Genomic DNA, 26,675 nt, shown 5'->3' with positions numbered 1-26,675 from the left:
CTTTACGATTCCATGGGTGAACATTACTCATTTTAGGAGGCATACATGCACAGTGGTGAAGCATTAACATCCGTGAAGAACCAATACGCGCGGCACATGATTCCATACGTGATTGGATTCCTTGTCTCGTTAGGATTGGCGTTCTACAACATTGTGGCGGCAATCACCCTGTTTATGGGCACGCTGATTTTTTTCATCTATCAGCAAGTGACGATGCGACGGGAGCGTAAAAATTGGGAACAGTATGTCCTCTCTCTCTCTCATCAAATCGAAGAGGTCGGAAAAGAAGCATTGACGACGATGCCGATTGGGATTTTAGTCTTTGACCAGGACCGACGGATCAGTTGGTATAACGAACAATCACGATTGATTTTCGAACTCGATATGGCGATTGGAATACCGCTTGATGCGCTCCATTCCGCCTTCGATGAATTGATTGAAGAAGAAGAGGATGAAGCCACGATTGAAGTGGGTGACCGTGTCTATCGTGTCTATTACAATCAAATCCATCAAACCCTCTATTTATTTGATATGACCGAAGAAGCGGAGATGGAACAAAAGTATGTTCAAACGCAGACGGTTATCGGTATTTTGTATTTAGATAACTATGACGAGATGTCGACTGCGGTGGATGAACAGGTCCGTAGTGAAGTCAATCGTCGGGTGACGGTGCTCCTCAATCAATGGGCGCAGCGGCATCATATCTACATGCGTCGTACAGCTGCGGACCGCTTTTTCCTCGTCATGAATGAACGGACGTTATCTGAACTTGAAAACAACCGCTTTTCAATCTTGGATGAAGTGCGTGATGCGACGAAGGAACAAAGAATCCCGTTGACGTTATCAATCGGGATTGGGTGCGGTGAAACGACATTGACGGAGCTCGGTAATCTCTCTCAGTCGAGTCTAGATTTAGGACTTGGCCGTGGTGGTGACCAGGCAGTCGTTAAGCGTCATAATGGGAAAGTTCGTTTCTTCGGCGGGAAGACAAATCCGACCGAGAAGCGAACGCGTGTCCGGGCACGTGTCATCTCGAACTCGATGCGTGACCTCATTCGGGAATCGAGCCGTGTCCTTGTGATGGGACATAAGAATCCAGATATGGACTCGATCGGGGCTTCCATCGGTGTCATGAAATTGGCTGAGTTTGTCGGGCGCGAGGCGTATGTCGTCATTCCATCCGGTGAGACGAGTGTCGGGATTCAGCGGCTCGTCCATGAAGTAGAGAACGATGACTCGTTATACAGCCAATTCCTGACCGAGTATGAGGCACAGCCACTCATCGATGAACAGACATTACTCGTCGTCGTCGATACACACCGTCCGTCCCTCGTCATTTCAAAAGACATTTTGGATCGGTCGGAGCAGGTCGTCGTCATCGACCACCATCGTCGCGGGGAAGAGTTTATCGAAGATCCGGTTCTCGTGTATATGGAGCCTTACGCATCATCAACGAGTGAGCTCGTCACAGAATTGATTGAGTATCAGGCGGGAAGCCGAAAGCTCTCGATTTTAGAGGCGACGTCACTTCTCGCGGGGATCATGGTCGATACGAAAGGATTTACGCTCCGTACGGGATCCCGTACGTTTGATGCGGCATCCTTCTTACGGATTCAAGGTGCTGACACGGTTCTCGTACAGCACTTCATGAGACAAGACCTCGATGCTTATATCGAGCAGTCTCAGATTTTGAGAAACACCGAAATTTATGCAGGTGGGATGGCGATTGCGGTCGCTTCTGACGACGAGGCACACCATCAAGTGTTGATTGCTCAGTCTGCAGACCAGTTGCTGAATATGGAAGGCGTCAAAGCCTCGTTCGTCATCGCCGTCTTACCGGACGGACGTACGGGAATCAGCGCGCGGTCGCTCGGCGACGTCAATGTCCAAGTCATCATGGAAATGCTCGGTGGCGGTGGCCATTTGACGAATGCAGCGACGCAACTTGAAGTGAGTCGCGAACAAGCGAACGTCATGTTGAAAGAGGCAATCGATCATTATTTAACAGATGAAACTGAAGGAGAGGAATTAGAATGAAAGTCATTTTGAAAGTAGATGTAAAAGGACAAGGGAAAGCTGGAGAAGTGAAAAACGTGGCCGATGCTTACGCTAAAAACGTCTTGTTCAAGAAGAACTTAGCAGTGGAAGCGACACCAGGAAACCTGAAAGCATTCGCGGCGAAAGAACGTCGTGCCGAAGAAGCAGCAGAAGAAGAGTTGAACGAAGCGAAACGACTCAAAGAGAAGCTTGAAAAAGAGACGATTGCCGTCACGACAAAAGCCGGTGAAGGCGGTCGCGTGTTCGGTTCGGTCACGAGCAAGCAAATCGCGGATGCCCTTAAATCGATGGGTTACAAAATCGATAAGCGTAAAATTGAACTCGAGCATCCGATCAAGGCGCTCGGTTTCACGAAAGTGCCAGTGAAGTTGCACCATGACGTCGTCGCGACGTTGAATGTACATGTACAAGAAGCTTGAAGGTGAGGTAGAGACGGATGAGTGATGCGATTCAAGTCAATACACCACCGCATAGCGTGGAAGCGGAGCAAGCCGTCTTAGGGGCAATCATCCTCGATTCGGATCGGTTGATTACGGCCTCAGAGCGGGTCGACCCGGACGACTTTTATCGTGTCAGCCACCAACGCATCTTTGAAGCGATGCTAAAGATCAATGACCGAGGCGAGCTCGTCGACTTGGTCACGCTCAGTTCCGAGTTACAGGCGCAAGGGATTTTGGACGAAATCGGGGGCCTCAACTATTTGGCGGAGGTCGCGGAATCCGTTCCCGCCATCGGGAACATCGGCTATTACTTGAACGTCGTCGACCAAAAGGCGGCACTCCGTCGCCTGATTCGAACTGCGACCAACATTGTCTCGGATGGTTATGAGCGTCAAGATGAGGTGGATTCTGTTTTATCTGATGCCGAGCGAAATATTCTAAAAGTATCGCAGCGAAAAGGACAATCGAGCTTCCACCCGATTGGTTCTGTCTTATCCGATGCGTACTCGACGATTGAAAAGCTGCATCAGTCGAGCGGTGAAATCACCGGGATTGCGACCGGGTTCACGGATTTGGATAAGATGACGGCCGGTTTCCAACGAAACGATTTGATTATCGTGGCCGCCCGTCCATCTGTCGGGAAGACCGCGTTCGCCTTGAACATCTCGCAAAACGTCGCGGTCCGTACGGGTGAGAACGTCGCCATCTTCAGTTTGGAGATGGGTGCCGAGCAACTCGTCATGCGTATGTTATGTGCGGAAGGGAACATCGATGCCCAGCGCCTCCGGACCGGTCGTCTTGAAGCGGAAGATTGGGGTCGTCTCTCCCTTGCGATGTCGTCGCTCTCACAGGCAGGCATCTACATCGACGATACACCGGGTCTTCGGGTCAACGAAATCCGAGCCAAATGTCGCCGATTGAAGCAGGAACATGGTCTCGGGATGATCATGATTGACTACTTGCAGCTCATCGTCGGGAACGGGAAACCGGGCGAGAACCGCCAACAAGAAGTATCGGAAATCTCACGTACGCTCAAAGCAATCGCACGGGAACTACAAGTACCGGTCATCGCCTTGTCTCAGCTCTCACGTGGCGTAGAGAGTCGTCAAGACAAGCGACCGATGATGTCCGATATCCGTGAATCGGGAGCAATCGAGCAGGATGCCGATATCGTCGCCTTCCTCTATCGTGATGACTATTACGATAAAGAGAGTGAAGACGCCAATACGATTGAAATCATCATTGCGAAACAACGTAACGGTCCGACCGGTACGGTCAAGCTCTCCTTCAGGAAAGAGTACAACAAGTTCGTCAATATGGAGACGCAAGCCTTCGCACCACCGATGTAACGTCGGTGGTGTCTTTTTTTGTATAGGATTAGATCAAAATGACGAACGAATAGTTACATCTTATATAAAACGTTCGGTATTCAATTGACTTTCTTGCTTTTCAAGTGTACACTTACGGATGGTTTGAACAGAACGTTGATTAATAAGGAGGATTCATTATGTCATCAGTAGTCGTAGTGGGAACGCAGTGGGGCGATGAAGGGAAAGGGAAGATCACCGATTTCTTATCGAAACAAGCCGAAGTCGTCGCGCGTTATCAAGGGGGAGACAACGCTGGTCACACGATCGTCTTCAATGATACGAAATATAAACTTCACCTCATTCCGTCTGGGATTTTCTATTCGGATAAGACGTGTGTCATCGGGAACGGGATGGTCGTCAACCCGAAATCACTCGTGACAGAACTCGCTTACTTACATGAACGGGGTGTGAGCACGGATAACCTCCGGATCTCGAACCGGGCGCATATCATCTTGCCATACCACCAGCTTCAAGATCGTCTCGAAGAAGAGGCGAAAGGTGACGCGAAAGTCGGTACGACACTGAAAGGAATCGGTCCAGCGTATATGGACAAGGCGGCACGTATCGGGATTCGCATCGCCGACCTTCTCGACAAAGAAGTGTTTGCGGAGAAGCTAAAGACTGTACTTGAACTAAAAAATCGCATGTTCGTGAAAATGTATGAAGTCGATCCAATCGAGTTCGATGACATCTTTGAAGAATACTACGCGTATGGTCAACAGTTCGCGAAATACGTGTGTGATACATCGGTCGTGTTGAACGATGCGCTCGACGAAGAGAAAAAAGTTCTCTTTGAAGGGGCTCAAGGGGTCCTTCTCGATATCGACCATGGAACGTATCCGTTTGTCACATCGTCGAATGCTGCATCAGGCGGCGTATCGAGTGGTGCCGGAATCGGGCCATCGAAGATTCATCACGTGGTTGGTGTCTGTAAAGCATATACGTCACGCGTTGGAGACGGTCCGTTCCCGACAGAGCTCGACGATGAGATCGGTCATACAATCCGTGAAGTCGGGAAAGAATATGGAACGACAACAGGTCGTCCACGCCGTGTCGGCTGGTTCGACTCGGTCGTCGTGCGTCACTCACGCCGCGTCAGTGGGATCACAGATCTTTGCCTCAACTCAATCGATGTGCTGACAGGTCTTGAGACGCTCAAGATTTGTACATCGTATGAGTATGAAGGAAAGCATCTTGACGAGTATCCACCGAACTTCCGCGTCCTTGAGAAGTGTGTACCGGTATACGAAGAGCTTCCTGGCTGGACAGAGGATATCACAGGGGTTCGTCGCTTTGAAGACCTTCCGGAGAACGCACAGCGTTACGTGCGTCGCATCGAGGAATTGACAGGAATCGAATTGTTGACGTTCTCGGTCGGACCGGCTCGTGAACAGACAGTCATCTTGCGTGATATTTACGAAGCATAAGAAAGGGAGCCACCGGGCTCTCTTTTTCTATTTCCACGGAAATGGACCACGCTTTCTAAGCTGTTTAAAAAGAGTTACAATGTAGGCATGTACGTTTAATGATAAGAGGAGGACTCACTGAATGGATCGTACGATTTTAGTGGTAGATGACGAACAACCAATCGCAGATATATTGAAGTTTAAACTTGAAAAAGAAGGTTACCAGGTGCACGTTGCCTATGACGGTGAAGAAGCACTCGTCAAAGTAGAAGAGATTCAACCGGATCTCATCTTGCTCGACATCATGCTTCCGCTCAAGGACGGCATGGAAGTATGCCGTGAGGTGCGGAAGAAATACGATATGCCGATCATCATGTTGACGGCAAAAGATTCCGAGATCGACAAAGTACTCGGACTAGAGCTCGGCGCAGACGATTACGTCACAAAGCCGTTCAGCTCACGTGAATTGTTAGCCCGTGTCAAAGCGAACATGCGACGTCATGCGACAGCACCGGCGCCAGAAGCAAAAGGAGCCAACGCGAACGATATCGTGATCGGCGACTTGACGATTCATCCGGATTCGTACATGGTGACGAAACGGGATGAGAAGATCGAATTGACACATCGCGAGTTCGAATTGATTCATTACCTCGCCCAAAACATCGGGCAAGTGATGACGCGGGAGCACTTGCTCCAAACGGTATGGGGCTATGATTACTTCGGTGATGTGCGTACCGTGGATGTCACAGTACGTCGTCTTCGTGAAAAAGTTGAGGACAATCCATCGACTCCGACGTATATCATTACGCGTCGTGGCGTCGGGTATTATTTGAAGGCAGGAGAAGAAGATTAAACGATGAAACGGACGAACTTCTTTAAATCAATCCAGTGGAAGCTCGTCGTCATCTATGCGCTGCTCATTCTCGTTGCGATGCAAGTCATCGGCGTGTACTTTGTGCGTTCTTTGGAACGGCAATACATCAACAACTTCTCGCAGTCACTTGTCGACCGGGCGAACCTACTGAGCTATAACATCAGTGAGGGGACTGCCGCGAACGAGAGTGACTTGACCACGGACCAGCAGTTGAACCAGTTACTGGATCAGCTGCTGTCTGAATTTACAGAGAGCACGACGCTAGCTGACGACATTCGAGAAGTCCAAATCATCGACACGAACAGTGTCGTCCGGGCAACCTCGAACCAAAATAATCAAAGTCTCGTCGGACAACGGACCGCGAGCACGTTCATTCAAAAGTCATTCGCGACAGGCGGGGCGCAAGAGACGCTCGTCTATGAAGATTCAAATGACCGAATGCGCGTCGTTGCCGTTCCGATCAAGTCGGAAGTGGACGGTACGACGACCGGGATGATCTATATCGAGGCATCGATGAAGTCCATCTACAACCAGATGGAACAAGTGACACGTATCCTCGCAACAGGGACGTTGATCGCACTCATCATCACCTCGTTCCTCGGAATTCTCTTATCGCGCACCATCACGCGACCGATTGCCGATATGCGGAGGCAGGCCGTCGAGATGCGGAAAGGGAACTTCTCACGAAAAGTTAAAGTGTATTCGGATGACGAGGTCGGTCAACTCGCTTACGCATTCAATGAATTGACGGACGAGTTGATGGAGGCGAACGCGACGACGGAAGCCGAACGACGCCGCTTGACGAGTGTCCTTGAGAACATGTCCGACGGTGTGGTCGCGACAGACCGCTCGCTACGGGTCATCTTGATGAACGACCAGGCGCGCGACATGATTGGGGTCGATGAAGAAGAGGCGATGGGGACGAATCTACAAAATCTCCTCGCATTCGAAGAGGAAATCATCATTCCGGAAGACGGCACGATGCCGACAAAACTGATTGACCTCAGTACGGACGAAGAATTGTTCCTCGTTCGTGCCTATTTCTCACCGATTCAAAAACATAGTGGACCAATCACAGGTCTCATCGTCGTCTTGCATGACGTCACGGAACAAGAACAGGTCGAACAGGACCGCCGTGAATTCGTTGCGAACGTCAGTCATGAATTGCGGACACCGCTCACGACGATGCGTAGTTACTTGGAGGTTCTTGCAGAAGGTGCTTATCAGGATGAGGAATTGGCGCCACGTTTCTTAGAGACGACGCAAAACGAGACGGAGCGGATGATTCGCCTCGTCAATGACTTGTTGCAGCTCTCGAAGATGGACAGTAAAGAATATAAGATGCAGAAGGTGAAGTTCGACTTCGTGCAGTTCTTTAACGATATCATCGACCGTCATGAGATGACGAAAGGGGATGCGATTCAATTCCGTCGCAAACTGATGAAGCGTCGCGTCTACGTGCATGCCGATCAAGATAAGATGACTCAAGTCATCGACAACATCATCACGAACGCCATCAAGTTCTCACCAGAAGGTGGGACGATTACGTTCCGGACGATGCTTCGGGCGAAACGCCTCGTCATCGGCATCAAAGACGAAGGGGTCGGGATTCCGAAGTCGAACTTAAAGAAAATTTTCGAACGTTTCTATCGTGTCGATAAGGCGCGGGCGCGTAACATCGGTGGTACCGGACTCGGTCTATCGATTGCCAAGGAAGTTGTATCTGCTCACGGTGGCGACATCTGGGCAGAGAGTGAATTTGGAAGAGGTACAACGATTTACTTCACGATCCCGTTCGATACGATTGTGGAGGTGAATGATTGATGAAACGGTTTACGATTGCAAAGCCGGAACTGTGGAAGTCGTTCATTTTGCTCACGTTAATCGTCACGTCGATTGTTCAAACCATCATCTTGTGGGACTACCATCCCACGTATCAGGCCGTCCAATCTGAAACGCAACTCACGACGGTGGACGAGTCATTGCAGCGTCGAGCGGACCAGGTCATCATTCCCGTTCAAGCGGTCGTGCATGACAACAATGCTGTGTTCGCTTCAAAGAATACACCGAAGCAACTGATGCGTGTCATTCGGGATTCGTTTGAAGCGAGTGAGTTCAAGCCGCTCGCTGTGAAAAACGTCCCGAGTTTCTATACGGATATCAACGAGGGACTGGAGTTGATCTTACCGGAGGCCTACTATGCGGACACGCTCAGCTATATGCTTCCGGGAACGTATAGTCTGTCTGGGAAGATTCCACAGCGAATCCTCATCTATATGGATGACAGTGCGTTCAACATTCGTGCCATCATGAGCGACCAGTCCATTTGGGAAGGGAAGTTGACGAAAGTCGGAAACGGCGATGTGAACAGTCTTTTCTTAAAAAACTCGAGTCGAACGATGAAGCGCGTGACGTATACGGATGAACGCGTGAATTATATCCCGGTCGTCGGACCTGAGATGAATGAGTTGTTCGCGTATGACGTGTCGTCGATTCAAATCGATACTCGTCTCGACTGGATGCGAGATACGTTCTTCCCAGGTGACCCGAACGTTCAAGAAGTCGACCCGGCAAGCTCGGTCGGGGCGTTGACGAACGGTGTCAGTGTGGCAGAATACGATGCGAAATTGAATGCGAGTCGCTATCGAAACCTGTCTCGGAATAGCACCGAGCGTGATACAGCAATCGGGTTAGATTCCATTGTGGAATTCGTGAACTTCCACGGGGGATGGGTCGATGAAGCGTCTGAGAATCAAGGGCTGTCTCTTCGATTCGATGCCATCACACCGGCCAATAAAGGATTTGAAACGACCGTGTTCCGTTTTCACGTGAAAGGGTATCCCGTCTTCAGTCAGCGTGAGGCGTTTATCAACAACGATGCCATCGATTTATCCACATTACGTGTGGAAAACGACGGGGCACAGGTCCGATCGATCACACGTAACCACTTGGAAATCGATCGCCTGATCACCGTCGGCACGACACAGTTGGCTGATGCGGATGAAGTGCTCGGTACGCTCATCAACTCCGGACGATTTGAGAACGTGACCGAGATTCGAATCGGTTATGAGATCGAATATAACGAGGACACAAGCCGCTATGTGACGTTTTCACCGAACTGGTTCGTGCGTGAGGCGGGCCGTTGGGTCCCATACAATCAAGGAGACGATTGGACAGAAAGGATGATGTATCGTGGATTGGAGTAAAGCGAAATCGATTTTAATCTTCGCCTTCCTCGCCTTGAACATCTATCTGTTGTTTCAATTGCTGACGGAAACATGGGCGACCGAAGTCGTGACGAATGACAACACCTCGATCACGCAGATTTTAGACCAGCGGAACGTCGATCCGGCAAAATTGCCACGGATGGGTCGAGATATCGGCTATTTGACGGGTTCGTCTGAAGAGATGTCAGCTGCGATGATCACGAAAAATCGGGAGGCGCAGCTCGCGACGACGCTCGACAACATGCAACTCGAAGTCGAGTTGAAACAACCCGTGCCGCTCGATGCGAAGGATTTGCGGACGACCGCTTCGACGTTTGTGGCGGAATATGTTCCGTTTGGAAACGAGTACGCCTACTGGCGCTACGATGAAAAAACGAGACAGGTTGCTTTCGTACAAACATTCGAGGACAACAAGATTTTTTCAGCACCTGAAGTCGAGGGTGGCACGGAAATGTACATCGGTCCTTCCCTCATCCTCATTCAGTTGAACGAGTCGTTCGAAGTGACGGATTATAAACAGCGTCATTTAAAAGACCTCTCCTCAAAAACGCAAGATGACCTCGTGTTGACGGCCAGTGAAGCCATCTCACAACTCGCGTCTCGGAAGTACTTCCAACCGAACCAGGAGATGCGGGCCATCAATACCGGATTTTACAGTTTACCGCTCGACAGCTCTGGCAGTTTGATCATCATGCCACCGCTTTGGTCGATTGGAATTGATGATCAGGTCTACTTCGTCAATGCAATCGATGGAACAGTCGAGCACGTGGAGTTTGAAACGAAAGAATGAAAGGAGTGATTGCGTGACTTTACAGTATAGTGTGTTAGCGAGCGGGTCGACCGGAAACGCCCTCTATATCGAGACGGAACGGACGAAGCTGCTCGTCGATGCCGGATTGACCGGAAAAGCGATGCAACAGCGCATCGAAGCCATCGGTCGGTCATTTGACGGAATCGACGCACTGCTCGTCACCCATGAGCACTCCGACCATATTAAAGGTGTCGGGATATTAGCACGTAAGTATAATTTACCGATTTATGCGAATGCGAAGACATGGGCGGCGATGGAATCACTGATTGGAAAGATTGATCCTGCCTTGAAGTTTCAAATCGAAGTCGGAGATGTGAAACAGTTCGGGGATATCGAAATCGAGACGTTCAACGTGAGCCATGATGCGGCAGACCCGATGTTTTATCAGTTTGCCCATGACGGGAAACGATTAGCCCATATCACCGACACGGGTTATGTCTCGGACCGGATGAAAGGGATCATCCGTGGAGCGGACGACTTCATCTTTGAGTCGAACCATGACGTCTCGATGTTGCAGATGGGGCGTTATCCATGGAGTGTCAAACGGCGAATCCTCGGCGACTATGGCCACGTCTCGAACGAGGATGCAGCCATCGCGATGAGTGAGGTCATCGGTGACCGCACGAAACGGATCTATTTGGCCCATTTAAGTAAAGACAACAACATGAAAGAGCTCGCACAGATGAGCGTCTCACAAACACTCGGTATGCGAGACGTCGACTTAGGTCGAATCAAATTGTGCGACACGGACCCGACAATCCCCACTTCACTCGTTTCTTTATAAGGAAACTTGGGAAAAGACAGTTATCACACTGTCTTGAAGGGGGGACGCGTCGTGAACGAAGAGAGACACCATGAGTATGAACCTCAAGACGTCGAACCTGAAGTACACGAAGCAACAGAAGAGAAATCGACGTATCCGTCTCGGAGCGAATGGCGACCGAAGCAAGAGGAGCACGTACGCCATAAGCCGAGACCAAATATAAAACCGTTGTTACTCGGAGGGGTTGGCGGATTCTTAGGAGCGGCTTTGTTTTTTGTCATCGTGATGCTCTGGGATTCGCCGACCTCTCGTTTTGTGACGAATGAACTGACGCGGACCGAACAGGCCGTCACCGTCACCGAATCGGACGTCACGACCGCTGTCCTTGGGGCGAAGACGTCCGTCGTCAGCATCACCAATATCCAGCGTGCGTTCACCTCGGACTCGCAATGGGAGGCGGGTGCCGGATCCGGTGTCATCTATAAAGTAGAAGGAAACACGGCCTATATCGTCACGAACTTCCATGTCATCGAAGAAGCGGACGAGGTCAACATCGCCTTTTCCGATGGTCAAATCGCATCGGCAACCATTTTAGGCGAAGACCCGCTCAACGACTTGGCTGTCGCTGAGGTCGAGTTACCAAAAAACATCGATGTGGAGCCGATTGTTCTCGGTGACTCCACCGTTCTCCAAGCTGGCGAGACCGTCATGGCCATCGGAAATCCGCTTGGTGTCTTCTCAAACTCGGTTACGCGTGGTATCGTCAGTGGTGTCGAGCGGACGGTGCCGGTCGATACGAACAGCGACGGCTTGATGGATTATAACGCGGAAGTCATTCAGACGGATGCGGCCATCAACCCGGGGAATTCGGGAGGTGCGCTCATCAACATTCGTGGAGAGCTCGTCGGAATCAATTCGATGAAAATCGCCGAGGCGAGCGTAGAAGGGGTTGGATTCTCCATTCCCGTCAACGTGGCGCTACCGGTCATTGACATGTTAGAACGCGACGGCAAGGTGACGCGGGCACAGCTCGGTGTCACGATTCAGGAAGTCATCGCTGTACCCGGAAACGTCCGAGAAGAGTATGGAATCTCCTTCGACCAGGAAGACGGTGTCTTCGTCGAAGAAGTGACACCGGGTAGTCCGGCTGAAGAAGCGGGACTGCGTGTTGGAGATGTCATCACGAAAATCGGAGACCGGGAGATCAAACGATACGTCGATTTACGCGATGCGTTATATCGGGACGCGACGGTCGGTGATACAATCTCCATTGAGTATTTACGTCGCGGAGAAGCAAGCGAAACCGAGGCGACATTAACTGAAGCAACATAAAGAAGCGGCGACGCTTCTTTTTTAAGGAGGAAAAACTGTGGAAAAAAAAGTATGCAAGGAACATGTTGAAATCGCTTTAGACATCATTGTGGATGAAACAGGTGAATACCCGTTGCTAGAGGAATTATCCACAAGTGAACACGTGACATGTGAGTTCTGTGAAGCCGATGCAACATATATTGTGTCAAGCAAAAACTAATTATCAACATGTGGATTTGTGGATAACTCTGTGGATAACCCTATGGATAACTCCAAAAAAACTGTGGAAAAAGGAAGAATTGGATGAATATTTCAATTATCACGGTCGGCAAACTGAAAGAAAAATATTTAAAACAAGGAATTGCCGAGTATACAAAGCGGCTGTCTGCCTACGCTAAAGTGCAGGAAATCGAGGTCTCAGACGAAAAAGCACCCGAGCATTTGAGTGAGGCAGATATGTTACTAGTAAAACAAAAGGAAGGCGAGCGGATTTTGGCGAAGATATCCCCAGATACGCACGTCATCGCCTTGGCGATTCAAGGAAAGCAGCGGACGAGTGAAGAGTTCGCCCGTGAACTCGATCAACTCGCGACGTATGGAAAGAGTAAAATCGCCTTCGTCATCGGAGGATCGCTTGGTCTGTCGGACGATGTGATGAAACGAGCGGATGATACGATTTCGTTCTCGAAGATGACATTTCCCCACCAACTCATGAAGCTCGTGTTGTGTGAACAGATATATCGGGCATATCGGATCAATCGGAATGAGCCGTATCACAAATAAACGTTATTTCTGAGGTACAGATATTAACGAACTCTCTTCTCTTTGTTATTTACGTGAAGCAAATGAATTTAACAAAAGCGAAGAACGTGACTATTCATGAAAATCATCTAAGTTGGACCTCAAATTTATGTTGCTACTGGCTATTAAAACAAAATTTGAGGTCATGGATGATATATGAATCACAAAAAGTTTGGTTGTGCACTGTAGATTACACTGAAATACGCTTCGCTACTCTATCTAAAAATCTTTTTCTTCGATGATCTTTCCCACTACTCGTAAACGGACTATTCAACCATTTCACATTTTTAAGTCCAATCCCTTTGAATGTTCTACGAATAAGAGTCCCTTCAATGGGATTCCCGGCCAGAAATTTTAAATACCACGTTGGCACTTCAGAAGTAGAAATGACAGTGGTTTTTTTAATATGAGTTAGTAATCCTTTCAATCCAGTAGATTCCTCTACATAGGCAAAATTTTTTAACATGACCTTGTCAAAAAAACCTTTTAAAATGGCTGGAACATCAAACCACCAAACAGGGAAGATAAAAACTAACTCATCACTGTCACTTAGCATCTTCTGATATTGATTCACTAAGGGATCTTGGGATTGACCTTTCGAGTAAAGAGATAAATCAGATTCACTTAATACAGGATTGAATTGATCCTTATTTAAGTCAATGATTTGGTAATCTTTTTTCCGACGGACTAACTGTTCAATTGTTGTATCCATAATAGATTTATTGAAACTACCATGCCATGGATGAGCAAGAATGATTGTTGTTTTCATAGGTAACCCTCCTACTATTTTTAGAATTTAAATAACCTTTAATTTGAGCATATGCTTTTATTTGAACAATTGCTCAAATAATATATCTGCAATATAATGTTAGTGTAGACGCTAGGTCAATAAGTAGAGAGGTATTTATACAAATCCCTCATTTTGTACAAATTAAGGAGTACTTATGCTAAAACAAAAACCAATAAACACGAATTCTAAGAGATCAATCAATCTTTTAGTGGATACTATGTTGGAATTAATGCATCGAACGAATTTTACGAATATCACCATATCAGAACTTACTAAAACTGCGGGATTGGCGCGAAATACATTTTATGCTCACTTTGATACGAAAGAAGATGTACTAACCTATCATATGTATCATATATTTCGACAGAGGATTCAACTTGCCTCAACAGAAGCGAAACAGGAGCAACTTGATTTCGATACGTTGTATTTTGAAATATGGAGTGACAACATCGAGTTTTTAAATCTCTTAAAAGAAAATGATTTACTTCCGATTTTAAATCGCTTTGAGGAACATTTCGATTTACTTTGTACAGATTTTCAAATTTATGAGAATTGCAATGTATCTGAAAAAGCAGAAGTATATGCGAATGCGGTATACGCGGATTCATTAGCAAGCATTGTAAAAAGGTGGATGAAGACTGGCATGAAAGAAACTCCACAAGAGTTAAGTAACATTTTTAAAGAATTCATACGATGAACATTGTTTATGATATTTGTTCGGATCTCAAGCATGATTACTGAACTAAAAAGCATTTGGAGACGAATAATACTGAGTGAGTAGATGGGTCTCAAACCATCTACTCTTTTATTTGAAAAAACTAATTTAATTGAATAAAAATTAAATTTATGGAATTAAAGTAGGTATAATATGTATATGAAGGATTCGTTACATAATTTTAGAAGGTACTTGAATACATTAAAAGGAGATTGATTATGAAAAGAATGATTGGAAGAGTTTCATTTGTTTTACTCACACTCGTCTTGATTGGTGTCATTGCGATTGTAGTGATCAAGCCAGGTGTATTTTCAACTAATCAACAGGCTGATGTATCGCTCGTCAAAGATCGACTCGTCGAATTGACGGAGTTGACAACGTTAAAGTATGAATACAGCAACGTCATTGTCAGTCGAAACACGACATCCGTATCGTTGATCGGATTAAAAGATGTCAAACTAGCGGAAGCAATCAAGCTGATTGAATACTCAGGATACCTCAAGGCGGGTACGGACCTCTCTAGCATGGAGGTCTCTTACAATGACACGACTGAGAAATTGACTGTCACTGTACCTCACTCAACCATTTTGGACAACGTAGCGAATACAGATGATGCTGTAGTGACAGATGTAAAAGGGACACTTTTTTCTGACTACCCCTCGCAATTGATTTTTGATGAAATCAATAAAGAGAAGGCAAAAATGGAAAAGACTAAGATCGATCAAGGTTTGCTGACAGAGGCAGACGAGCGCATTGAAGCGTTCTTGACAGAGTTTTTAAAGAATAGCGGTTATGAAACGGTGGCAATCGAGTTCAAATAATCGTTTACAAATTTTTTATACCACAAGGAGACTACGATGAACGCTACGATTCACCTCCTAACAAATCGACTAGATCCAAACTTTCTAAACACCTTCGAACGTTTTCAGGAAACGCATCGCATCTATGCCGTGGATTCAAATGGTGAGCTTTATCAAAAAGACGAGTACTATATTGATGAATGGGACGATGCGAAAAAGAAACAGGTCATCGAGATTCTCAACTACTACATCGATCGTGGCGGAGTTGTTGTTGCAATCCAAAATGACAAGACGTTACTTGGCTTTGCCGGACTGAACGGACAACCGCTCGGAACGGAAGGCCAGTATTTGAATTTGGGTTTCATTCATGTGAGTCGTCCTTGCCGAGGTCAGGGAATCGGGATGCGATTATTTGAACGTGTCTGTCAGGCAGCAATCGAACGGAGTGCGAAAAAACTATACATCGGGGCGAATCCGGCCGTTGATACGTATCATTTCTACAAAGCGATGGGATGTACGTTTGCCGAAGAAATCGTGCCAGAAGTCTACGAGGCAGAACCACTCGACTTACAACTCGAATATGTTTTATCATCTCCTGAGACTGCATCATAACGATGTGGTCTTTTTCATGCAAAAAATCGCTCAACTTCAAGCTTTATCTCCTATGAAGAATTGAGGATTTCGAAAAATTGTGATAGAATCACAAGGCAAATGATTATCATTATCAGTTGATAAGAATAGATGGAATCGAATAAGGTTGAGTGAATGTGAAAGGATGAATACAATGAGCATGCTTGAAGCATATAACATGGCATTTCGAAATGGATTGGAACTAGAGGACGATGTGGTCCTTGAAGAGATGAAGCTTGGGGAATCGACAGAGTGGGATTCGATTGGACATATGACCCTCATCGCCGAAATCGAGGACGCGTTTGACGTATATATTGACTCGGATGAAATGACAGAGTTCCATTCGTATCAGTCTGGTATTGCGTTGTTGCAACGCCTCGGTGTGGACATCCAATCATGATGCTTTTTCAAACACTCGAGCAGTACACGAATCGTGAGGCGGTCTATGCGGACCGCTCTTATTCATATAGAGAGATGGTGGAAGTCGGGGACTCGATTTGTCAAGAAGTCGGCGAACGGTCGCTCGTCTTCTGCTTATGTGCTAACCGAGTCGAGTCGCTCTTCGCATATATCGGCTTTCTCCGTGGACGGGTCGTCCCGGTCTTGCTCGATGAAGATATTCCAGTAGAACAATTACAGAAGCTGATGGATCGGTATGAACCAACTCACGTATGGGCTCCTGAGACGAGGGAGGATTTGGCGAACTCGTTGGATGCCTTCTATGGATATGGCGGCTACGCTTTATTTGAAACAGGAGCAGCAGCTCACCATTTACTTCATGATGAATTGGCTCTTTTGTTGACGACTTCTGGGAGTACAGGAAGCCCGAAATTTGTCCGCCTCACTTATAAGAACCTATCAGCGAACGCCACATCGATCATCGACTATCTCGACATCGATCAAACGGATAAACCAATCACGACACTTCCGATGAACTATTCGTATGGACTCTCCATCATCAACAGTCATCTGTTGAAAGGGGCGACCCTCATCCTGACAGACCGTTCGATCGTTCAAAAGGAGTTTTGGGAACTGTGTCGTGCCGAAAAGGCGACGACGTTTGGTGGGGTCCCGTTTCATTATGAGATGCTGAAACGATTGAAGTTTGAGACGTACGACCTCCCAAGTCTGAAGAAGTTGACACAAGCCGGTGGCAAGTTAGATCCGAAGCTTGCGCAGCACTTCGCAACGGTATGTGAAGAGAAAGGGATTCAATTTTTCATCATGTACGGTCAGACGGAGGCGACGGCCCGGATGTCATATTTACCGGATCGGATGCATGCGAAAAAAGCAGGTAGCATCGGAATTGCCATCCCTGGTGGATCGCTCACGTTGCGTGACGAAGCCGGAAATGACATCAAAGAGGCGAACGTGACAGGCGAGTTGGTATATCAAGGCGACAACGTGTCGTTTGGGTATGCGACCTCGTTAGCGGACCTTTCAAAAGGTGATGACAATCACGGTGTTTTACGAACAGGTGACATGGCGTATCGCGACGAGGATGGATATTTCTTCATCGTCGGCCGAATCAAGCGCATGATCAAACTGTATGGCAGTCGAATCAGCCTAGACGAAGTCGAGGCGCTCCTTCGAGAGCATGGACATGATTGCGTCTGTGCCGGGGAAGACGACCAGCTATACGTGTATACGTTACAAGATGACGTCGCATGCATTCAAAAAATCATCAAAGAACAAATCAAGGTGAAAGGTGTTCGTGTGATGCAGATTGACGAGATTCCGCGGAATGCGTTCGGGAAGATTCGTTATGCTGCATTGCCGAAGCGAGAACTTGTGACCACCTGATTGTCAGGAATCGGTACATCGTCAAGTTTCATAACATCAGGTGGTAAATATGACTTTTATTTCGATTGAATTTCTCTTATTTTTAACCCTCATCGTCGGAACGTACTATGTGGTTCCACATCGATACCGGTGGGTGCTCCTTTTGTTGGCGAGCTATGTCTTTTACGCCACGTTGAGCGTTCAATTCATCCCGCTCCTGCTGATCAGTACTGCCTTTACGTACGTTATCGGGATTTTGATCGAGAAGCAAGAGAGGAAAGAACAGAAAAAACGGCTCATGTGGGTCGGTGTCTCGGTGCTCGTCTTCTTCCTCGGCTGGTTCAAATATTTTAATTTCGTCAATGATTCGCTCCGTTCGTTCGCCGCATGGAGCGGATTTGATTATGACGTCCCGTATAGAGAAATCGTCTTACCGTTGGCGATTTCCTTTTATACGTTCCAGGCCATCAGTTACGTGGTGGACGTCTCGCGCGGGAAGCAAAAGGCGGAGCGTCATTATGGCTATTTCTCGGTCTATTTTGCCTTCATCCCGCAACTTGTGGCGGGTCCGATCGAGCGGGCGAAAAAACTGTTGCCACAGTTGAAGACGGAGCAACATCTCGACTACGACAACATCAGCTATGGCATCCAGCGCATCATTTGGGGTTTCTTCAAGAAGACATTGATTGCCGATCGGTTGGCCCCGATTGTCGCGAGTGTGTTCAATAGCCCGGACCCGACCGGTTCGGAGATTGTGCTCGCGACGATGTTGTTCTCGATTCAATTGTTCGCGGACTTCTCGGCATGCAGTGACATCGCGATCGGCTGTGCACGCTTACTCGGGATTCGCTTATCGGAAAACTTCAAGCAACCGCACTTCGCCGTATCGATTGCCGACTTCTGGAACCGCTGGCATATCACGCTTTCGATGTGGCTACGGGATTATATCTTCATGCCACTCGCGAAAGGAAAGAAGAAACGCGAACAAATTTATGGTGCCATCCTTGCGACATTTTTAGTAAGTGGAATTTGGCACGGAGCCGCATGGAACTTCGTCTTATGGGGACTCATTCATGGAATCTATCGCGTCTTCGGAGATCATACGAAACAACAACGTGAAAAAATGGCGTCATGGGTCGGATTTGACCGTGTGCCGACACTGCATCGGTGGTGGAAAATCGCCATCACGTTCCAGCTCGTCTGTTTCTCACGTGTCTTCTTCCAGTCGCACTCCATGGCGGAGGCGTTCTCGCATGCCAAACTGTACGTGACGCCTTCTTCATGGGCACCGTCAGGCATGTTGCAGGCGATTCAAATCTTCTCATTGCTCGATTTGATCATCTTCCTCGTCGTCTTTGTCGTCGTTCATCTGTTCCAACATATCGAGCGGACGAGAGGTTCGGCTTGGGATTGGATGGCACGTCAGTCTGCCGTGACGAGTGTGGCCATCAACTTGTTCTTGATTATCTCAGCGTTCTTATTTGGCGTGTCGAGCCAAGGATTTGTATACGGTGGGTTCTAAGATGGATGGAAAGGAATTAGCATGAAGCGTTTAGGAATCAAAATAGGTGTCGTATTACTCGTCATCATCGCAATCTTCATTCCCGTCAACGAGTTCGTGAAAGAGTCGTGGGAATATAATAATAACCGAGCTGTCCTTGCCTTCAAGCAAGACCCTCACCCGGTCGACATCATCAATTTGGGGACGTCCCATGCGATGTACGGGTATTCATTCAAGTCGCTTGGATTATCGCATCTGGATTTGGCGTTACCGAGTCAGCCAATCGAATATGACTTGAAGATGTTAAAAGAATACGATGAACATCTGAAGCCAGGTGGGGTCGTGATTGTGTCGTTATCACAAATCACCTTCAGCAATTCGAACGTCGGTCGGAAAGAAAACTACTATCGCGTCTTGGAACGGGAAGACTTGGAGTCGGTCAGTTGGTTCAACTACTATACACACGAACGCTTCCCTGCATTGAACAGTGGGAGCGCGTACGCCGCCATTTCCCGGGAAATCCGAGATTTTCGCTTCGATGCGCATAAGCCATGGGAGAATGGGGGGCTGAACTATTCCGAGCGTAAGTATGAGGAAGTCGCCGCCCAATATGAGAATGCCGTTAACAATCACGAGATTGAAGAGAATATGGCATATTTACAAGACATCATCGATTATTGCAAGAAGCAAGGCTATCGCGTCGTCTTAGCGATAGAGCCGGTCCATTCGTCGTATCATGCGTATTTCGACGAAGCGGTCATGGAACGCCTCGTATTTCAGCATTTAGAAAAATTGGATATCGATGTCCCATTCCTCAACTACATGGGGGACGAACGGTTCATTCACAAACAATCCTTCTTCCATAACCCGGACCATTTGAATGGGGACGGGCGAAAGTTATTGTCTACGCTTGTTTATGAAGATTTGAAGCGGTTGGGGTATGTACAAGGAAAATAATCTGATCTTCATTCAAAAAACGATGCTCGCAAAAGTCCAAAATACCGCTAGCATAGATGCATATGTAATAAATACAGTCTTGCCTGACACTTGTTGCTTAGAGAAACGTTGGAATAATCGATTGGCAATCGTCTGACCGATGACGACAGATAGAAAGATAATCACCATTTCAGTGAATAGTGAAAAGTCGTTACGGAAAATAAACATCATTGCGACAAAGAGAATCATGGAACTGGCTAGCGTGATGAAGAAACGTTGTTTATTCAAGTGAATCTCTCCTTTCTCTCATTGATACGTGTATGCTGAAGAAAAGATTCAACGAAATGGGGGATGATTCCAATCGAAACAATCTATTTAGCCGGAGGATGTCTATGGGGCGTCCAGGCATTCGTGAAGACGTTACCCGGCGTCCTCTCGACCGAAGCAGGTCGGGCAAATGGGACGACGGACACGTTGGACGGGGAATATGACGGATACGCGGAGTGCGTCAAAACGACGTTCGATCCGGATGTGGTGACGGTCGAAAAATTGATGCACTATTTATTTGAAATCATCGACCCATACAGCATCAATCAACAAGGAATCGATGTCGGCGAGAAGTATCGGACGGGTGTCTACAGTGAGGAGTCACGACACTTGGTGGAGGCGCAAGCGTTTATTGATCGACGATCGGATGCGGAACGAATTGCTGTTGAAGTGAAGCCGCTCACGAACTATGTGCGAAGTGCGGACGAGCATCAGGACCGCCTGACGCGTTGTCCGGACGATTATTGTCATATCCCGAAAGACTTATTAACAAAATATCAGAACGGTTAATTATCAAAGGCGTCTCTTCTGAGATGCCTTTTTCATTTTTTTCCAAATGAGTAAAGCCAAATGCATGTGTTTCCTGTCTAATAAGTGTAAGGGAAAAAACGAAAAGGGGGGACGTTCGATGAAACGTCTCATTCAAAAAGCGCAACGAGGCAATGATCAAGCATTCTTAAAGATCTTTCAGCATTACGAGGCCGACCTATATCGGATGGCCTACGTATACGTCAAAAATCCGGACGATGCGCTCGATGTCGTACAAGAAGTCGCTTATCAAGCATTTAAAAAGATCGGGACGTTACGGGAACCACAATTTTTGAAGACGTGGCTGATGAAGATCACCATCAACTGTGCGCTCGATGTCATGAAGAAGAGACAAAATGTGATTCAATTGAAGCCGGAGTTTGAAGAGTCAATCGGAATTGCGGAAACGGATTACGCGATAACGATGACACTCGCTGATATGATGGATTCTCTTCATGAGGATGAACGCAGTGTGGTCGTGCTGAAATATTATCAGGACTACACGTTTCAACAAATCTCAGATTTATTGGAATGGCCGATTGGTACGGTGAAGACAACCTTGTATCGGGCCGTCGATAAATTGAGACGAGAATGGAAGGAGGCTGATTGCTATGGATCGTGAGATGAAGCGAGTGTTGGCAGACATCGAAATTCCGGGTGAGCTACGGGAGCGGGGGCGCCAAGGTGTGAAGCGAGCGAAACAAGAAATGCGCCGGGAACCAGGATTTATCCGTCGGCGGTTGATGACGGTCGGAATCGCAGCGGCACTACTCATCCCTACTGGTGCATTCGCTTATCAATCCCTCTTGGCGGATGAGTTATACGGTTCGTTTGGCGAGATGAAAGTACATATCGTCAGTGCTACTTTAGAGAAATACTTGTTATTGGACGCCAAATTGAATCAAGCGAAAGGAGTATTGGGTGAGGCAGAATATAAAGAGTTCGAGCGAGGTCTGAGCACCTTCACGGATACGCGAATCGCTTATGGAAATACGAACGGAAATGTCGATTATGAAGCGATTCCGAAGGCGGAACGAGCGGAAGTGAAGCAGGCACTTGCTGATCTTCAGCCATACTTCGATCAATTGAACGATCAGCCTGCTGCACGTGATGTGTTGACTGCTGACGAATATGACGCATATATCGAAGCGCTTATGCGAGAAGAATCGATTCGAGTACGTGCTGGGGAGTATGTCGAAGATATGCCGGATGAGTTGCGACAGTCTTATGAAGAGGCACTCGCGATTATTCGAGAGGTCAATCGGAAGCAACAACAAAACTAGTCATGGTTCATAAGGATGGGAAAATATGTTATCTTCATCATGTTCTAATTCAGAAAATGAAAAAGAGGTACAAACATGTTCACATTCGGAATCATTGGTGGTGCAAGTCTTCTTTTAGTGGCGTTCGTCTTCGGCGTGACATATCTTGTCATCCGATCCATTGTAAAAATGATGAAAAAGTAAAAGAAGGAGGTGGTCACTCAAATCGAGTGATCAACTCCTTCTTTTTACGTCCGTTCGAGAACATTCACGAGCATCTGATGGATGACAGTATGATCGTTCGGGTCATGAAGCTGATAGGGACTGCCGGGGAGCGTATATACATCTTTCGCTCCGACGTACGTGATGTGGAGTGTCAAGGAACCATCTTCCTGACACGCCGTCGTCAGTTCCAACTCACCACTGATGACACCGACTTCTTCCGTCATGACACCGTGGGTTGCCTTAAAGATCGAAGTGATTTCGTTCATTCGAAGACTCCTTTTCTAACTCAGTAACTGCAAGCATTGATGGCTGTCGTGAGTGCTGACTTCTCCGCTGATTGAAGGCTCAAGCCCCAACGACTCTTCGTTTCGACCCACATCTTCGCATACGCACAGCGAGCGCCGGTGCGAGGGGGTTGCCATGTCGACGGATCTTGGTCTCCTTTTGAGCGGTTCGATGAAGCGGACACCGCAATCAATTGAGGACCGTTCAAGTCGTTCGCAAAGCTTTGACGTTTTGTCGTCGTCCAGCTGCTTGCGCCAGAGCGCCATGCTTCAGCGAGCGGAACGACGTGGTCGATATCAATGTCAGAGGCTGAGGTGAACGTGATTCCGTCATAGTAACTGTACCATGAGCCAGTCGCAACCGGACATTCGTCGACGACCGAGTCAGCGTCTCGTTTCAAGACGATGTGACGCGTGTTACAACCGCTTCCTTGACTCGACCAGTGCGGGAAGAGGTCACGACTATACCCCGTCATCGACCCTTCATTTTTGACAGTGAGGGCATTCAGTTTCGTGAGCGCGTCCGCTTTCGATGGGATGTTCGGTGGGAAAGCAGAGACTGGTGTAGCGTCAAACGATGCGGAAATCCAGACGAGCAAGGCGACAAGTGCGACAGACATAAGTTTCTTCAACATATAAAGCCTCCTACTATGTATTTGGAATGAACACTTGTCGAGCAAGTGGGCAACCTTTCATCAAACAACTAGTGAGACAAACATCACGCGATAAATTCAACTTGATCATACACAGGACGATTTTGAAAAAGTGTGAAAATCTGCAAAATGATTAGAAAGACTATCGCAAATCCTTCTCTAGCATTAATGGACAATCCGGTGTTATTTCTTTGGAACTAGTGAGCGATCAGGACTGGTATAATGAGTGACATGGATGGAGAGAAAAGAAGAGGTGGATGGAATGAACAAGAAAGAGATTGCGGCGATTCGCCGACAGTTTAAAGTAAATGCGACAAAGCTAAAAATTGCTGACTTATATACGATTTACATCCGACAGGAAACGAATGAGATTTATTACGAAGAGTTGCGTCCGTTCCCGTTCTTAGAAGAAGAGCAGCAGGAGCTGTTTTTGACGAACTTCAAAAAAGTGCTCGGTGGAAAACTTGATGAAAAACTGTTCGAAGTGAAGTTCCAATATCCTGAGGAAGGTCAGGTCGACCATACGCAAGGCTTGCTGTATGAAGGACTTCGTACGGAAGAGACCGACGTCTGGACGGACTATATGCAACGCATCGCGTTGAAGATGGTGAAAGACACGCCGTTTGAGAAGGATATGGTCGTGACGTTCATCCGGGGGAATTATAATAAGCCGACGAACCGGTACTCGGAAGAGTCTGAGATTCACGCGAACGATGAGGTGTATACGACGAAGTTCATCCTCGGCAGCATCAGCCCGACAGAGCTTCCGAAAAAATCACTCGTCTTTGACTTCGTCGAGCGGGAGTTCAAAGCCAGTCTGATTGTGAATCCGATCATCAAACTCGAGGCGCCGATCGGTGGATTCTTATTCCCGTGCTTCACGGATAACGCAGCCGATGTGAACCATGTGCTTTATTCGGCACACAAAGCGCATCAACCGGATATGACGTTCATTGAAAACGTGTTGAACGGTTCGGAGATTGTCACGGCAGTGGAAGAGAAGGCGGTCTTCGAAGAAGTGGTCAAAGCGGTCATCGGAGAAGAAGTCAATTCCCGGACTCTCGCGACCGTTTATGATGAGATCAATCAAATCATTGTCGCCGAAGAAGAGAACGAACAGGAAGAAGAGAGGGTAGCGATGCTCGACTCCCGTGCCGTCGAGGTCGTCTTACGGGCGAGTGGCGTGGAAGATGTGACGACGGAGAAAGTCGAGCAGGCGTTCAAGCAAGTCGTCGACGATACGAAATATGAGATGAAAGCGACGAGTGTCGTTCCGAAGTATACGTCAAAGTCGATTAAAATTAATACGAAAGTGGCCAATATTTCCGTCAGTCCGCAAGACTTGAAATATGTGAAGCAGGTGAACTATAAGGGGAAACCGTGCTTGTTGATTGAAGTGGAAGAGGAGACGGAGATTGAAGGGTTCAAGCTCATCTCTGAAGAATCATTAGACTAATCAAGATAGCGATACATCCAATCGAGTATGTTGTAGTGTTCACGAGTGAACGTTCAAGCTAAGAGTCCGAGGCGTAAACCTTGGGCTCTTTTTTGACAATCGAGTGAGGAAGGTTGAATTCAATCTTTGATACAGGTATGATGCAGGTGAAAACGTTTTCTAAAAGCTATATTTTTTTTAGTGTTTATCGAAAGCGCTTTCGGAATTTATGAAACAACAAAAAACCTCAAAGACGAATATCATCTTTGAGGCTAGAGTTGTATTATTTACGCGCTTTGCTTACTTTTAATTTCTTCCCTTTGACCGGCGTCGTCTCCATCGCTTGAAGGACAATCGAACCTTTTCCGTTCAAAATATCGACGTAAGTCATTTGATCATTGATTGTGATGATTCCGATGTCGTCAGCGGATACGCCAGGGATTTTGGCGATTGTTCCGACGAAGTCGACGGCGCGAAGTTTTTTCTTCTTCCCGCCACTGAAGTGAAGCTTCATGATGTCCTGGTTAATACGAGCTGTCTTATTGTTTCGAACGACGCGTCGTCCGCTCAACTTCTGCTCAAAGGCATCTTGGTTAGCCGCAACTTCCGCTTCTGTCGGCGCATCGATCATCGGAATCTCGAATTGAACGTATGATTCAATCGCGTTGATGAGACGTTCTTCCTGACGGGTCATAAGCGTGATTGCTGTTCCTTGTTTGCCGGCACGTCCGGTACGACCTGTCCGGTGCACGTAACTTTCTTTTTCGACAGGAACGTCATAGTTGATGACGAGCTCGACGTTGTCGACATCGATTCCACGTGCTGCGACGTCTGTCGCCACGAGGTAGCGGAAGTTACCCATCTTGAATCCGTTCATGACGGCGAAACGGTCCTCTTGCTCGAGTCCGCCGTGAAGGCGTTCAGCCGAGTAACCGGCTTTGTCGAGCTCGGCGTACACCGTGTCGACGTTCTCTTTCGTCCGACAGAAAATCATACAGCTGTCCGGGTTCTCGACGACCGTGATGTCTTGAAGCACAGCCAGTTTCTCGTTCCGGTGAACAGGGAGGAGGCGGTGCTCGATTGTCGAAGCGGTCATGCCGGTCGATTCGATCGCGACACGTGCCGGAGCATTCATATGCTTCTGGCAGAGACGTTCGATATCTTGTGGGAATGTCGCAGAGAAGACCATCGTGACGCGGTCTTTCGGCAACTGTTGAAGAATCTTCTCGACGTCAGCGAGGAAGCCGCGGTTGAGCATCTCGTCCGCTTCATCGATGATCAAGTATTCGACGCAGTCGAGTGAGAGGGTCTCACGCTCGATATGGTCCATGACGCGACCTGGCGTACCGACGACGATATGTGTCTTTTGCTTCAACTCTTCACGCTGTTTCGAGAACGGTTCTTTCCCGTAGACGGCAGTCGCTTTGATTCGTTTGAAACGTCCGATGTTCGTCATGTCTTCCCGTACTTGAACGGCGAGTTCGCGTGTCGGTGTCAAGACGAGCACTTGGGGTTTGTTTTCGGCCCAGTCGATGAGCTCGATGACCGGAATTCCGAAAGCAGCTGTCTTTCCGCTTCCGGTCTGTGCTTTGACGATTAAGTCTTCACGCTCGAGCGCACGCGGGATGACCTGCTGTTGTACTTCAGTCGGTGATTCGTATTTCATAATGCCTAATGCGCGCGTGATCTCGTCGCTCAGGCGATAATCAGTAAATTGCTGTTTGTTCATGGGTAACCTCATTCTTT

General features: G+C 47.6%; 28 protein-coding genes. 23 read left to right on the top strand and 5 right to left on the bottom strand.

Annotated elements, in window-relative coordinates; translation table 11 throughout:
- The first annotated feature begins 45 nt into the window (after window positions 1-45).
- The 12 genes from OKS35_RS12370 (at window position 46) to rlmH (ending at window position 13,043) form a co-directional block, all read left to right on the top strand.
- Window positions 46-2,037, top strand: a complete 1,992-nt coding sequence (locus OKS35_RS12370) for a DHH family phosphoesterase (protein WP_264093159.1) — start codon at window positions 46-48, stop codon at window positions 2,035-2,037.
- Complete coding sequence (gene rplI, locus OKS35_RS12365) at window positions 2,034-2,477, top strand: 50S ribosomal protein L9 (protein WP_015880234.1); 444 nt, start codon at window positions 2,034-2,036, stop codon at window positions 2,475-2,477. Before OKS35_RS12370 ends, rplI begins: the two co-directional genes overlap by 4 nt.
- Window positions 2,478-2,494: 17 nt before the next feature.
- Entirely contained in the window at window positions 2,495-3,847 is a 1,353-nt protein-coding gene (gene dnaB, locus OKS35_RS12360) for a replicative DNA helicase (RefSeq protein ID WP_015880235.1), read from the top strand.
- A 158-nt stretch (window positions 3,848-4,005) separates the two neighbouring features.
- A complete protein-coding gene (locus tag OKS35_RS12355; protein ID WP_078145962.1) occupies window positions 4,006-5,295 on the top strand; it encodes an adenylosuccinate synthase in 1,290 nt (429 codons plus the stop codon).
- Between the two features lie 121 nt (window positions 5,296-5,416).
- A complete protein-coding gene (yycF, locus tag OKS35_RS12350) occupies window positions 5,417-6,127 on the top strand; it encodes a response regulator YycF (protein WP_015880237.1) in 711 nt (236 codons plus the stop codon).
- 3 nt (window positions 6,128-6,130) lie between these two features.
- Window positions 6,131-7,972, top strand: coding sequence for a cell wall metabolism sensor histidine kinase WalK (gene walK / locus OKS35_RS12345; RefSeq protein ID WP_074035234.1), 1,842 nt, complete (start codon window positions 6,131-6,133; stop codon window positions 7,970-7,972).
- Window positions 7,972-9,354 (top strand): two-component system activity regulator YycH, encoded by a 1,383-nt coding sequence (yycH, locus tag OKS35_RS12340; protein ID WP_159563197.1) that lies wholly within the window; start codon window positions 7,972-7,974, stop codon window positions 9,352-9,354. Before walK ends, yycH begins: the two co-directional genes overlap by 1 nt.
- The gene (locus OKS35_RS12335; RefSeq protein ID WP_159563198.1) at window positions 9,341-10,165 is read left to right on the top strand and encodes a two-component system regulatory protein YycI; all 825 of its coding nucleotides are present in this window, start codon (window positions 9,341-9,343) and stop codon (window positions 10,163-10,165) included. Before yycH ends, OKS35_RS12335 begins: the two co-directional genes overlap by 14 nt.
- Window positions 10,166-10,178: 13 nt before the next feature.
- Window positions 10,179-10,970 (top strand): MBL fold metallo-hydrolase, encoded by a 792-nt coding sequence (locus OKS35_RS12330; RefSeq protein ID WP_015880241.1) that lies wholly within the window; start codon window positions 10,179-10,181, stop codon window positions 10,968-10,970.
- Window positions 10,971-11,021: 51 nt separating this feature from the next.
- Window positions 11,022-12,281: a S1C family serine protease gene (locus OKS35_RS12325; RefSeq protein ID WP_159563199.1), complete on the top strand. Its 1,260-nt coding sequence runs from the start codon at window positions 11,022-11,024 to the stop codon at window positions 12,279-12,281.
- A 37-nt stretch (window positions 12,282-12,318) separates the two neighbouring features.
- Window positions 12,319-12,480 (top strand): CxxH/CxxC protein, encoded by a 162-nt coding sequence (locus tag OKS35_RS12320; RefSeq protein WP_015880243.1) that lies wholly within the window; start codon window positions 12,319-12,321, stop codon window positions 12,478-12,480.
- An 83-nt stretch (window positions 12,481-12,563) separates the two neighbouring features.
- Window positions 12,564-13,043 (top strand): 23S rRNA (pseudouridine(1915)-N(3))-methyltransferase RlmH, encoded by a 480-nt coding sequence (gene rlmH / locus OKS35_RS12315; RefSeq protein ID WP_074034007.1) that lies wholly within the window; start codon window positions 12,564-12,566, stop codon window positions 13,041-13,043.
- A 208-nt stretch (window positions 13,044-13,251) separates the two neighbouring features.
- Here the strand turns inward: rlmH and OKS35_RS12310 are convergent, their stop codons facing one another.
- Complete coding sequence (locus OKS35_RS12310) at window positions 13,252-13,830, bottom strand: NAD(P)H-dependent oxidoreductase (protein ID WP_214784579.1); 579 nt, start codon at window positions 13,828-13,830, stop codon at window positions 13,252-13,254.
- A gap of 175 nt (window positions 13,831-14,005) precedes the next feature.
- Here OKS35_RS12310 and OKS35_RS12305 point away from each other — a divergent pair, with 175 nt between their 5' ends.
- The 7 genes from OKS35_RS12305 (at window position 14,006) to OKS35_RS12275 (ending at window position 20,236) form a co-directional block, all read left to right on the top strand.
- Window positions 14,006-14,548 (top strand): TetR/AcrR family transcriptional regulator, encoded by a 543-nt coding sequence (locus tag OKS35_RS12305; protein ID WP_214784576.1) that lies wholly within the window; start codon window positions 14,006-14,008, stop codon window positions 14,546-14,548.
- 236 nt (window positions 14,549-14,784) lie between these two features.
- A complete protein-coding gene (locus tag OKS35_RS12300) occupies window positions 14,785-15,387 on the top strand; it encodes a DUF4230 domain-containing protein (protein ID WP_214784573.1) in 603 nt (200 codons plus the stop codon).
- A 36-nt stretch (window positions 15,388-15,423) separates the two neighbouring features.
- A complete protein-coding gene (locus OKS35_RS12295) occupies window positions 15,424-15,978 on the top strand; it encodes a GNAT family N-acetyltransferase (RefSeq protein ID WP_264093156.1) in 555 nt (184 codons plus the stop codon).
- A gap of 172 nt (window positions 15,979-16,150) precedes the next feature.
- The gene (locus tag OKS35_RS12290) at window positions 16,151-16,396 is read left to right on the top strand and encodes an acyl carrier protein (RefSeq protein WP_214784567.1); all 246 of its coding nucleotides are present in this window, start codon (window positions 16,151-16,153) and stop codon (window positions 16,394-16,396) included.
- A complete protein-coding gene (locus OKS35_RS12285; RefSeq protein ID WP_264093155.1) occupies window positions 16,393-17,799 on the top strand; it encodes an AMP-binding protein in 1,407 nt (468 codons plus the stop codon). The genes OKS35_RS12290 and OKS35_RS12285 overlap by 4 nt, the downstream gene beginning before the upstream one ends.
- 49 nt (window positions 17,800-17,848) lie before the next feature.
- Window positions 17,849-19,300, top strand: a complete 1,452-nt coding sequence (locus tag OKS35_RS12280) for an MBOAT family O-acyltransferase (protein WP_264093154.1) — start codon at window positions 17,849-17,851, stop codon at window positions 19,298-19,300.
- Window positions 19,301-19,321: 21 nt separating this feature from the next.
- Complete coding sequence (locus OKS35_RS12275; RefSeq protein WP_264093153.1) at window positions 19,322-20,236, top strand: hypothetical protein; 915 nt, start codon at window positions 19,322-19,324, stop codon at window positions 20,234-20,236.
- A gap of 12 nt (window positions 20,237-20,248) precedes the next feature.
- Here the strand turns inward: OKS35_RS12275 and OKS35_RS12270 are convergent, their stop codons facing one another.
- Complete coding sequence (locus OKS35_RS12270) at window positions 20,249-20,503, bottom strand: hypothetical protein (protein ID WP_031424121.1); 255 nt, start codon at window positions 20,501-20,503, stop codon at window positions 20,249-20,251.
- 72 nt (window positions 20,504-20,575) lie between these two features.
- On the opposite strand from OKS35_RS12270, the gene OKS35_RS12265 reads away from it, so the two are divergent.
- The 3 genes from OKS35_RS12265 (at window position 20,576) to OKS35_RS12255 (ending at window position 22,353) form a co-directional block, all read left to right on the top strand.
- On the top strand, window positions 20,576-21,052 hold the full coding sequence (locus OKS35_RS12265) for a peptide-methionine (S)-S-oxide reductase (RefSeq protein ID WP_074037859.1): 477 nt from the start codon (window positions 20,576-20,578) through the stop codon (window positions 21,050-21,052).
- Between the two features lie 118 nt (window positions 21,053-21,170).
- A complete protein-coding gene (locus OKS35_RS12260) occupies window positions 21,171-21,692 on the top strand; it encodes a sigma-70 family RNA polymerase sigma factor (protein WP_074035210.1) in 522 nt (173 codons plus the stop codon).
- Window positions 21,682-22,353, top strand: coding sequence for a DUF3600 domain-containing protein (locus OKS35_RS12255; protein ID WP_264093152.1), 672 nt, complete (start codon window positions 21,682-21,684; stop codon window positions 22,351-22,353). Before OKS35_RS12260 ends, OKS35_RS12255 begins: the two co-directional genes overlap by 11 nt.
- 227 nt (window positions 22,354-22,580) lie before the next feature.
- Here the strand turns inward: OKS35_RS12255 and OKS35_RS12250 are convergent, their stop codons facing one another.
- Window positions 22,581-22,823 carry a hypothetical protein gene (locus tag OKS35_RS12250; protein WP_031424128.1) on the bottom strand — a complete coding sequence of 81 codons (243 nt, stop codon included), beginning with the start codon at window positions 22,821-22,823 and terminating at the stop codon, window positions 22,581-22,583.
- Between the two features lie 20 nt (window positions 22,824-22,843).
- On the bottom strand, window positions 22,844-23,476 hold the full coding sequence (locus OKS35_RS12245) for an HNH endonuclease family protein (protein WP_074035207.1): 633 nt from the start codon (window positions 23,474-23,476) through the stop codon (window positions 22,844-22,846).
- A 280-nt stretch (window positions 23,477-23,756) separates the two neighbouring features.
- Here OKS35_RS12245 and OKS35_RS12240 point away from each other — a divergent pair, with 280 nt between their 5' ends.
- Window positions 23,757-24,950: a DUF4317 domain-containing protein gene (locus tag OKS35_RS12240; RefSeq protein WP_015880257.1), complete on the top strand. Its 1,194-nt coding sequence runs from the start codon at window positions 23,757-23,759 to the stop codon at window positions 24,948-24,950.
- Window positions 24,951-25,212: 262 nt separating this feature from the next.
- Here the strand turns inward: OKS35_RS12240 and OKS35_RS12235 are convergent, their stop codons facing one another.
- On the bottom strand, window positions 25,213-26,658 hold the full coding sequence (locus tag OKS35_RS12235) for a DEAD/DEAH box helicase (protein WP_214784551.1): 1,446 nt from the start codon (window positions 26,656-26,658) through the stop codon (window positions 25,213-25,215).
- Window positions 26,659-26,675: the final 17 nt, after the last annotated feature.

The organism is Exiguobacterium sp. N5, assembly GCF_025842465.1.
Lineage (GTDB): Bacteria > Bacillota > Bacilli > Exiguobacteriales > Exiguobacteriaceae > Exiguobacterium > Exiguobacterium profundum.
This window is presented reverse-complemented; position numbering and strand designations above follow the sequence as displayed.

What these genes read in the sequence shown, in the direction of transcription:
- OKS35_RS12370 (WP_264093159.1), top strand. Translation starts at nt 46, where the DNA reads ATGCACAGTGGTGAAGCATTAACATCCGTGAAGAACCAATACGCGCGG.
- rplI (WP_015880234.1), top strand. Translation starts at nt 2,034, where the DNA reads ATGAAAGTCATTTTGAAAGTAGATGTAAAAGGACAAGGGAAAGCTGGA.
- dnaB (WP_015880235.1), top strand. Translation starts at nt 2,495, where the DNA reads ATGAGTGATGCGATTCAAGTCAATACACCACCGCATAGCGTGGAAGCG.
- OKS35_RS12355 (WP_078145962.1), top strand. Translation starts at nt 4,006, where the DNA reads ATGTCATCAGTAGTCGTAGTGGGAACGCAGTGGGGCGATGAAGGGAAA.
- yycF (WP_015880237.1), top strand. Translation starts at nt 5,417, where the DNA reads ATGGATCGTACGATTTTAGTGGTAGATGACGAACAACCAATCGCAGAT.
- walK (WP_074035234.1), top strand. Translation starts at nt 6,131, where the DNA reads ATGAAACGGACGAACTTCTTTAAATCAATCCAGTGGAAGCTCGTCGTC.
- yycH (WP_159563197.1), top strand. Translation starts at nt 7,972, where the DNA reads ATGAAACGGTTTACGATTGCAAAGCCGGAACTGTGGAAGTCGTTCATT.
- rlmH (WP_074034007.1), top strand. Translation starts at nt 12,564, where the DNA reads ATGAATATTTCAATTATCACGGTCGGCAAACTGAAAGAAAAATATTTA.
- OKS35_RS12310 (WP_214784579.1), bottom strand. Translation starts at nt 13,830, where the DNA reads ATGAAAACAACAATCATTCTTGCTCATCCATGGCATGGTAGTTTCAAT.
- OKS35_RS12305 (WP_214784576.1), top strand. Translation starts at nt 14,006, where the DNA reads ATGCTAAAACAAAAACCAATAAACACGAATTCTAAGAGATCAATCAAT.
- OKS35_RS12300 (WP_214784573.1), top strand. Translation starts at nt 14,785, where the DNA reads ATGAAAAGAATGATTGGAAGAGTTTCATTTGTTTTACTCACACTCGTC.
- OKS35_RS12295 (WP_264093156.1), top strand. Translation starts at nt 15,424, where the DNA reads ATGAACGCTACGATTCACCTCCTAACAAATCGACTAGATCCAAACTTT.
- OKS35_RS12290 (WP_214784567.1), top strand. Translation starts at nt 16,151, where the DNA reads ATGAGCATGCTTGAAGCATATAACATGGCATTTCGAAATGGATTGGAA.
- OKS35_RS12285 (WP_264093155.1), top strand. Translation starts at nt 16,393, where the DNA reads ATGATGCTTTTTCAAACACTCGAGCAGTACACGAATCGTGAGGCGGTC.
- OKS35_RS12280 (WP_264093154.1), top strand. Translation starts at nt 17,849, where the DNA reads ATGACTTTTATTTCGATTGAATTTCTCTTATTTTTAACCCTCATCGTC.
- OKS35_RS12275 (WP_264093153.1), top strand. Translation starts at nt 19,322, where the DNA reads ATGAAGCGTTTAGGAATCAAAATAGGTGTCGTATTACTCGTCATCATC.
- OKS35_RS12260 (WP_074035210.1), top strand. Translation starts at nt 21,171, where the DNA reads ATGAAACGTCTCATTCAAAAAGCGCAACGAGGCAATGATCAAGCATTC.
- OKS35_RS12255 (WP_264093152.1), top strand. Translation starts at nt 21,682, where the DNA reads ATGGATCGTGAGATGAAGCGAGTGTTGGCAGACATCGAAATTCCGGGT.
- OKS35_RS12250 (WP_031424128.1), bottom strand. Translation starts at nt 22,823, where the DNA reads ATGAACGAAATCACTTCGATCTTTAAGGCAACCCACGGTGTCATGACG.
- OKS35_RS12245 (WP_074035207.1), bottom strand. Translation starts at nt 23,476, where the DNA reads ATGTTGAAGAAACTTATGTCTGTCGCACTTGTCGCCTTGCTCGTCTGG.
- OKS35_RS12240 (WP_015880257.1), top strand. Translation starts at nt 23,757, where the DNA reads ATGAACAAGAAAGAGATTGCGGCGATTCGCCGACAGTTTAAAGTAAAT.
- OKS35_RS12235 (WP_214784551.1), bottom strand. Translation starts at nt 26,658, where the DNA reads ATGAACAAACAGCAATTTACTGATTATCGCCTGAGCGACGAGATCACG.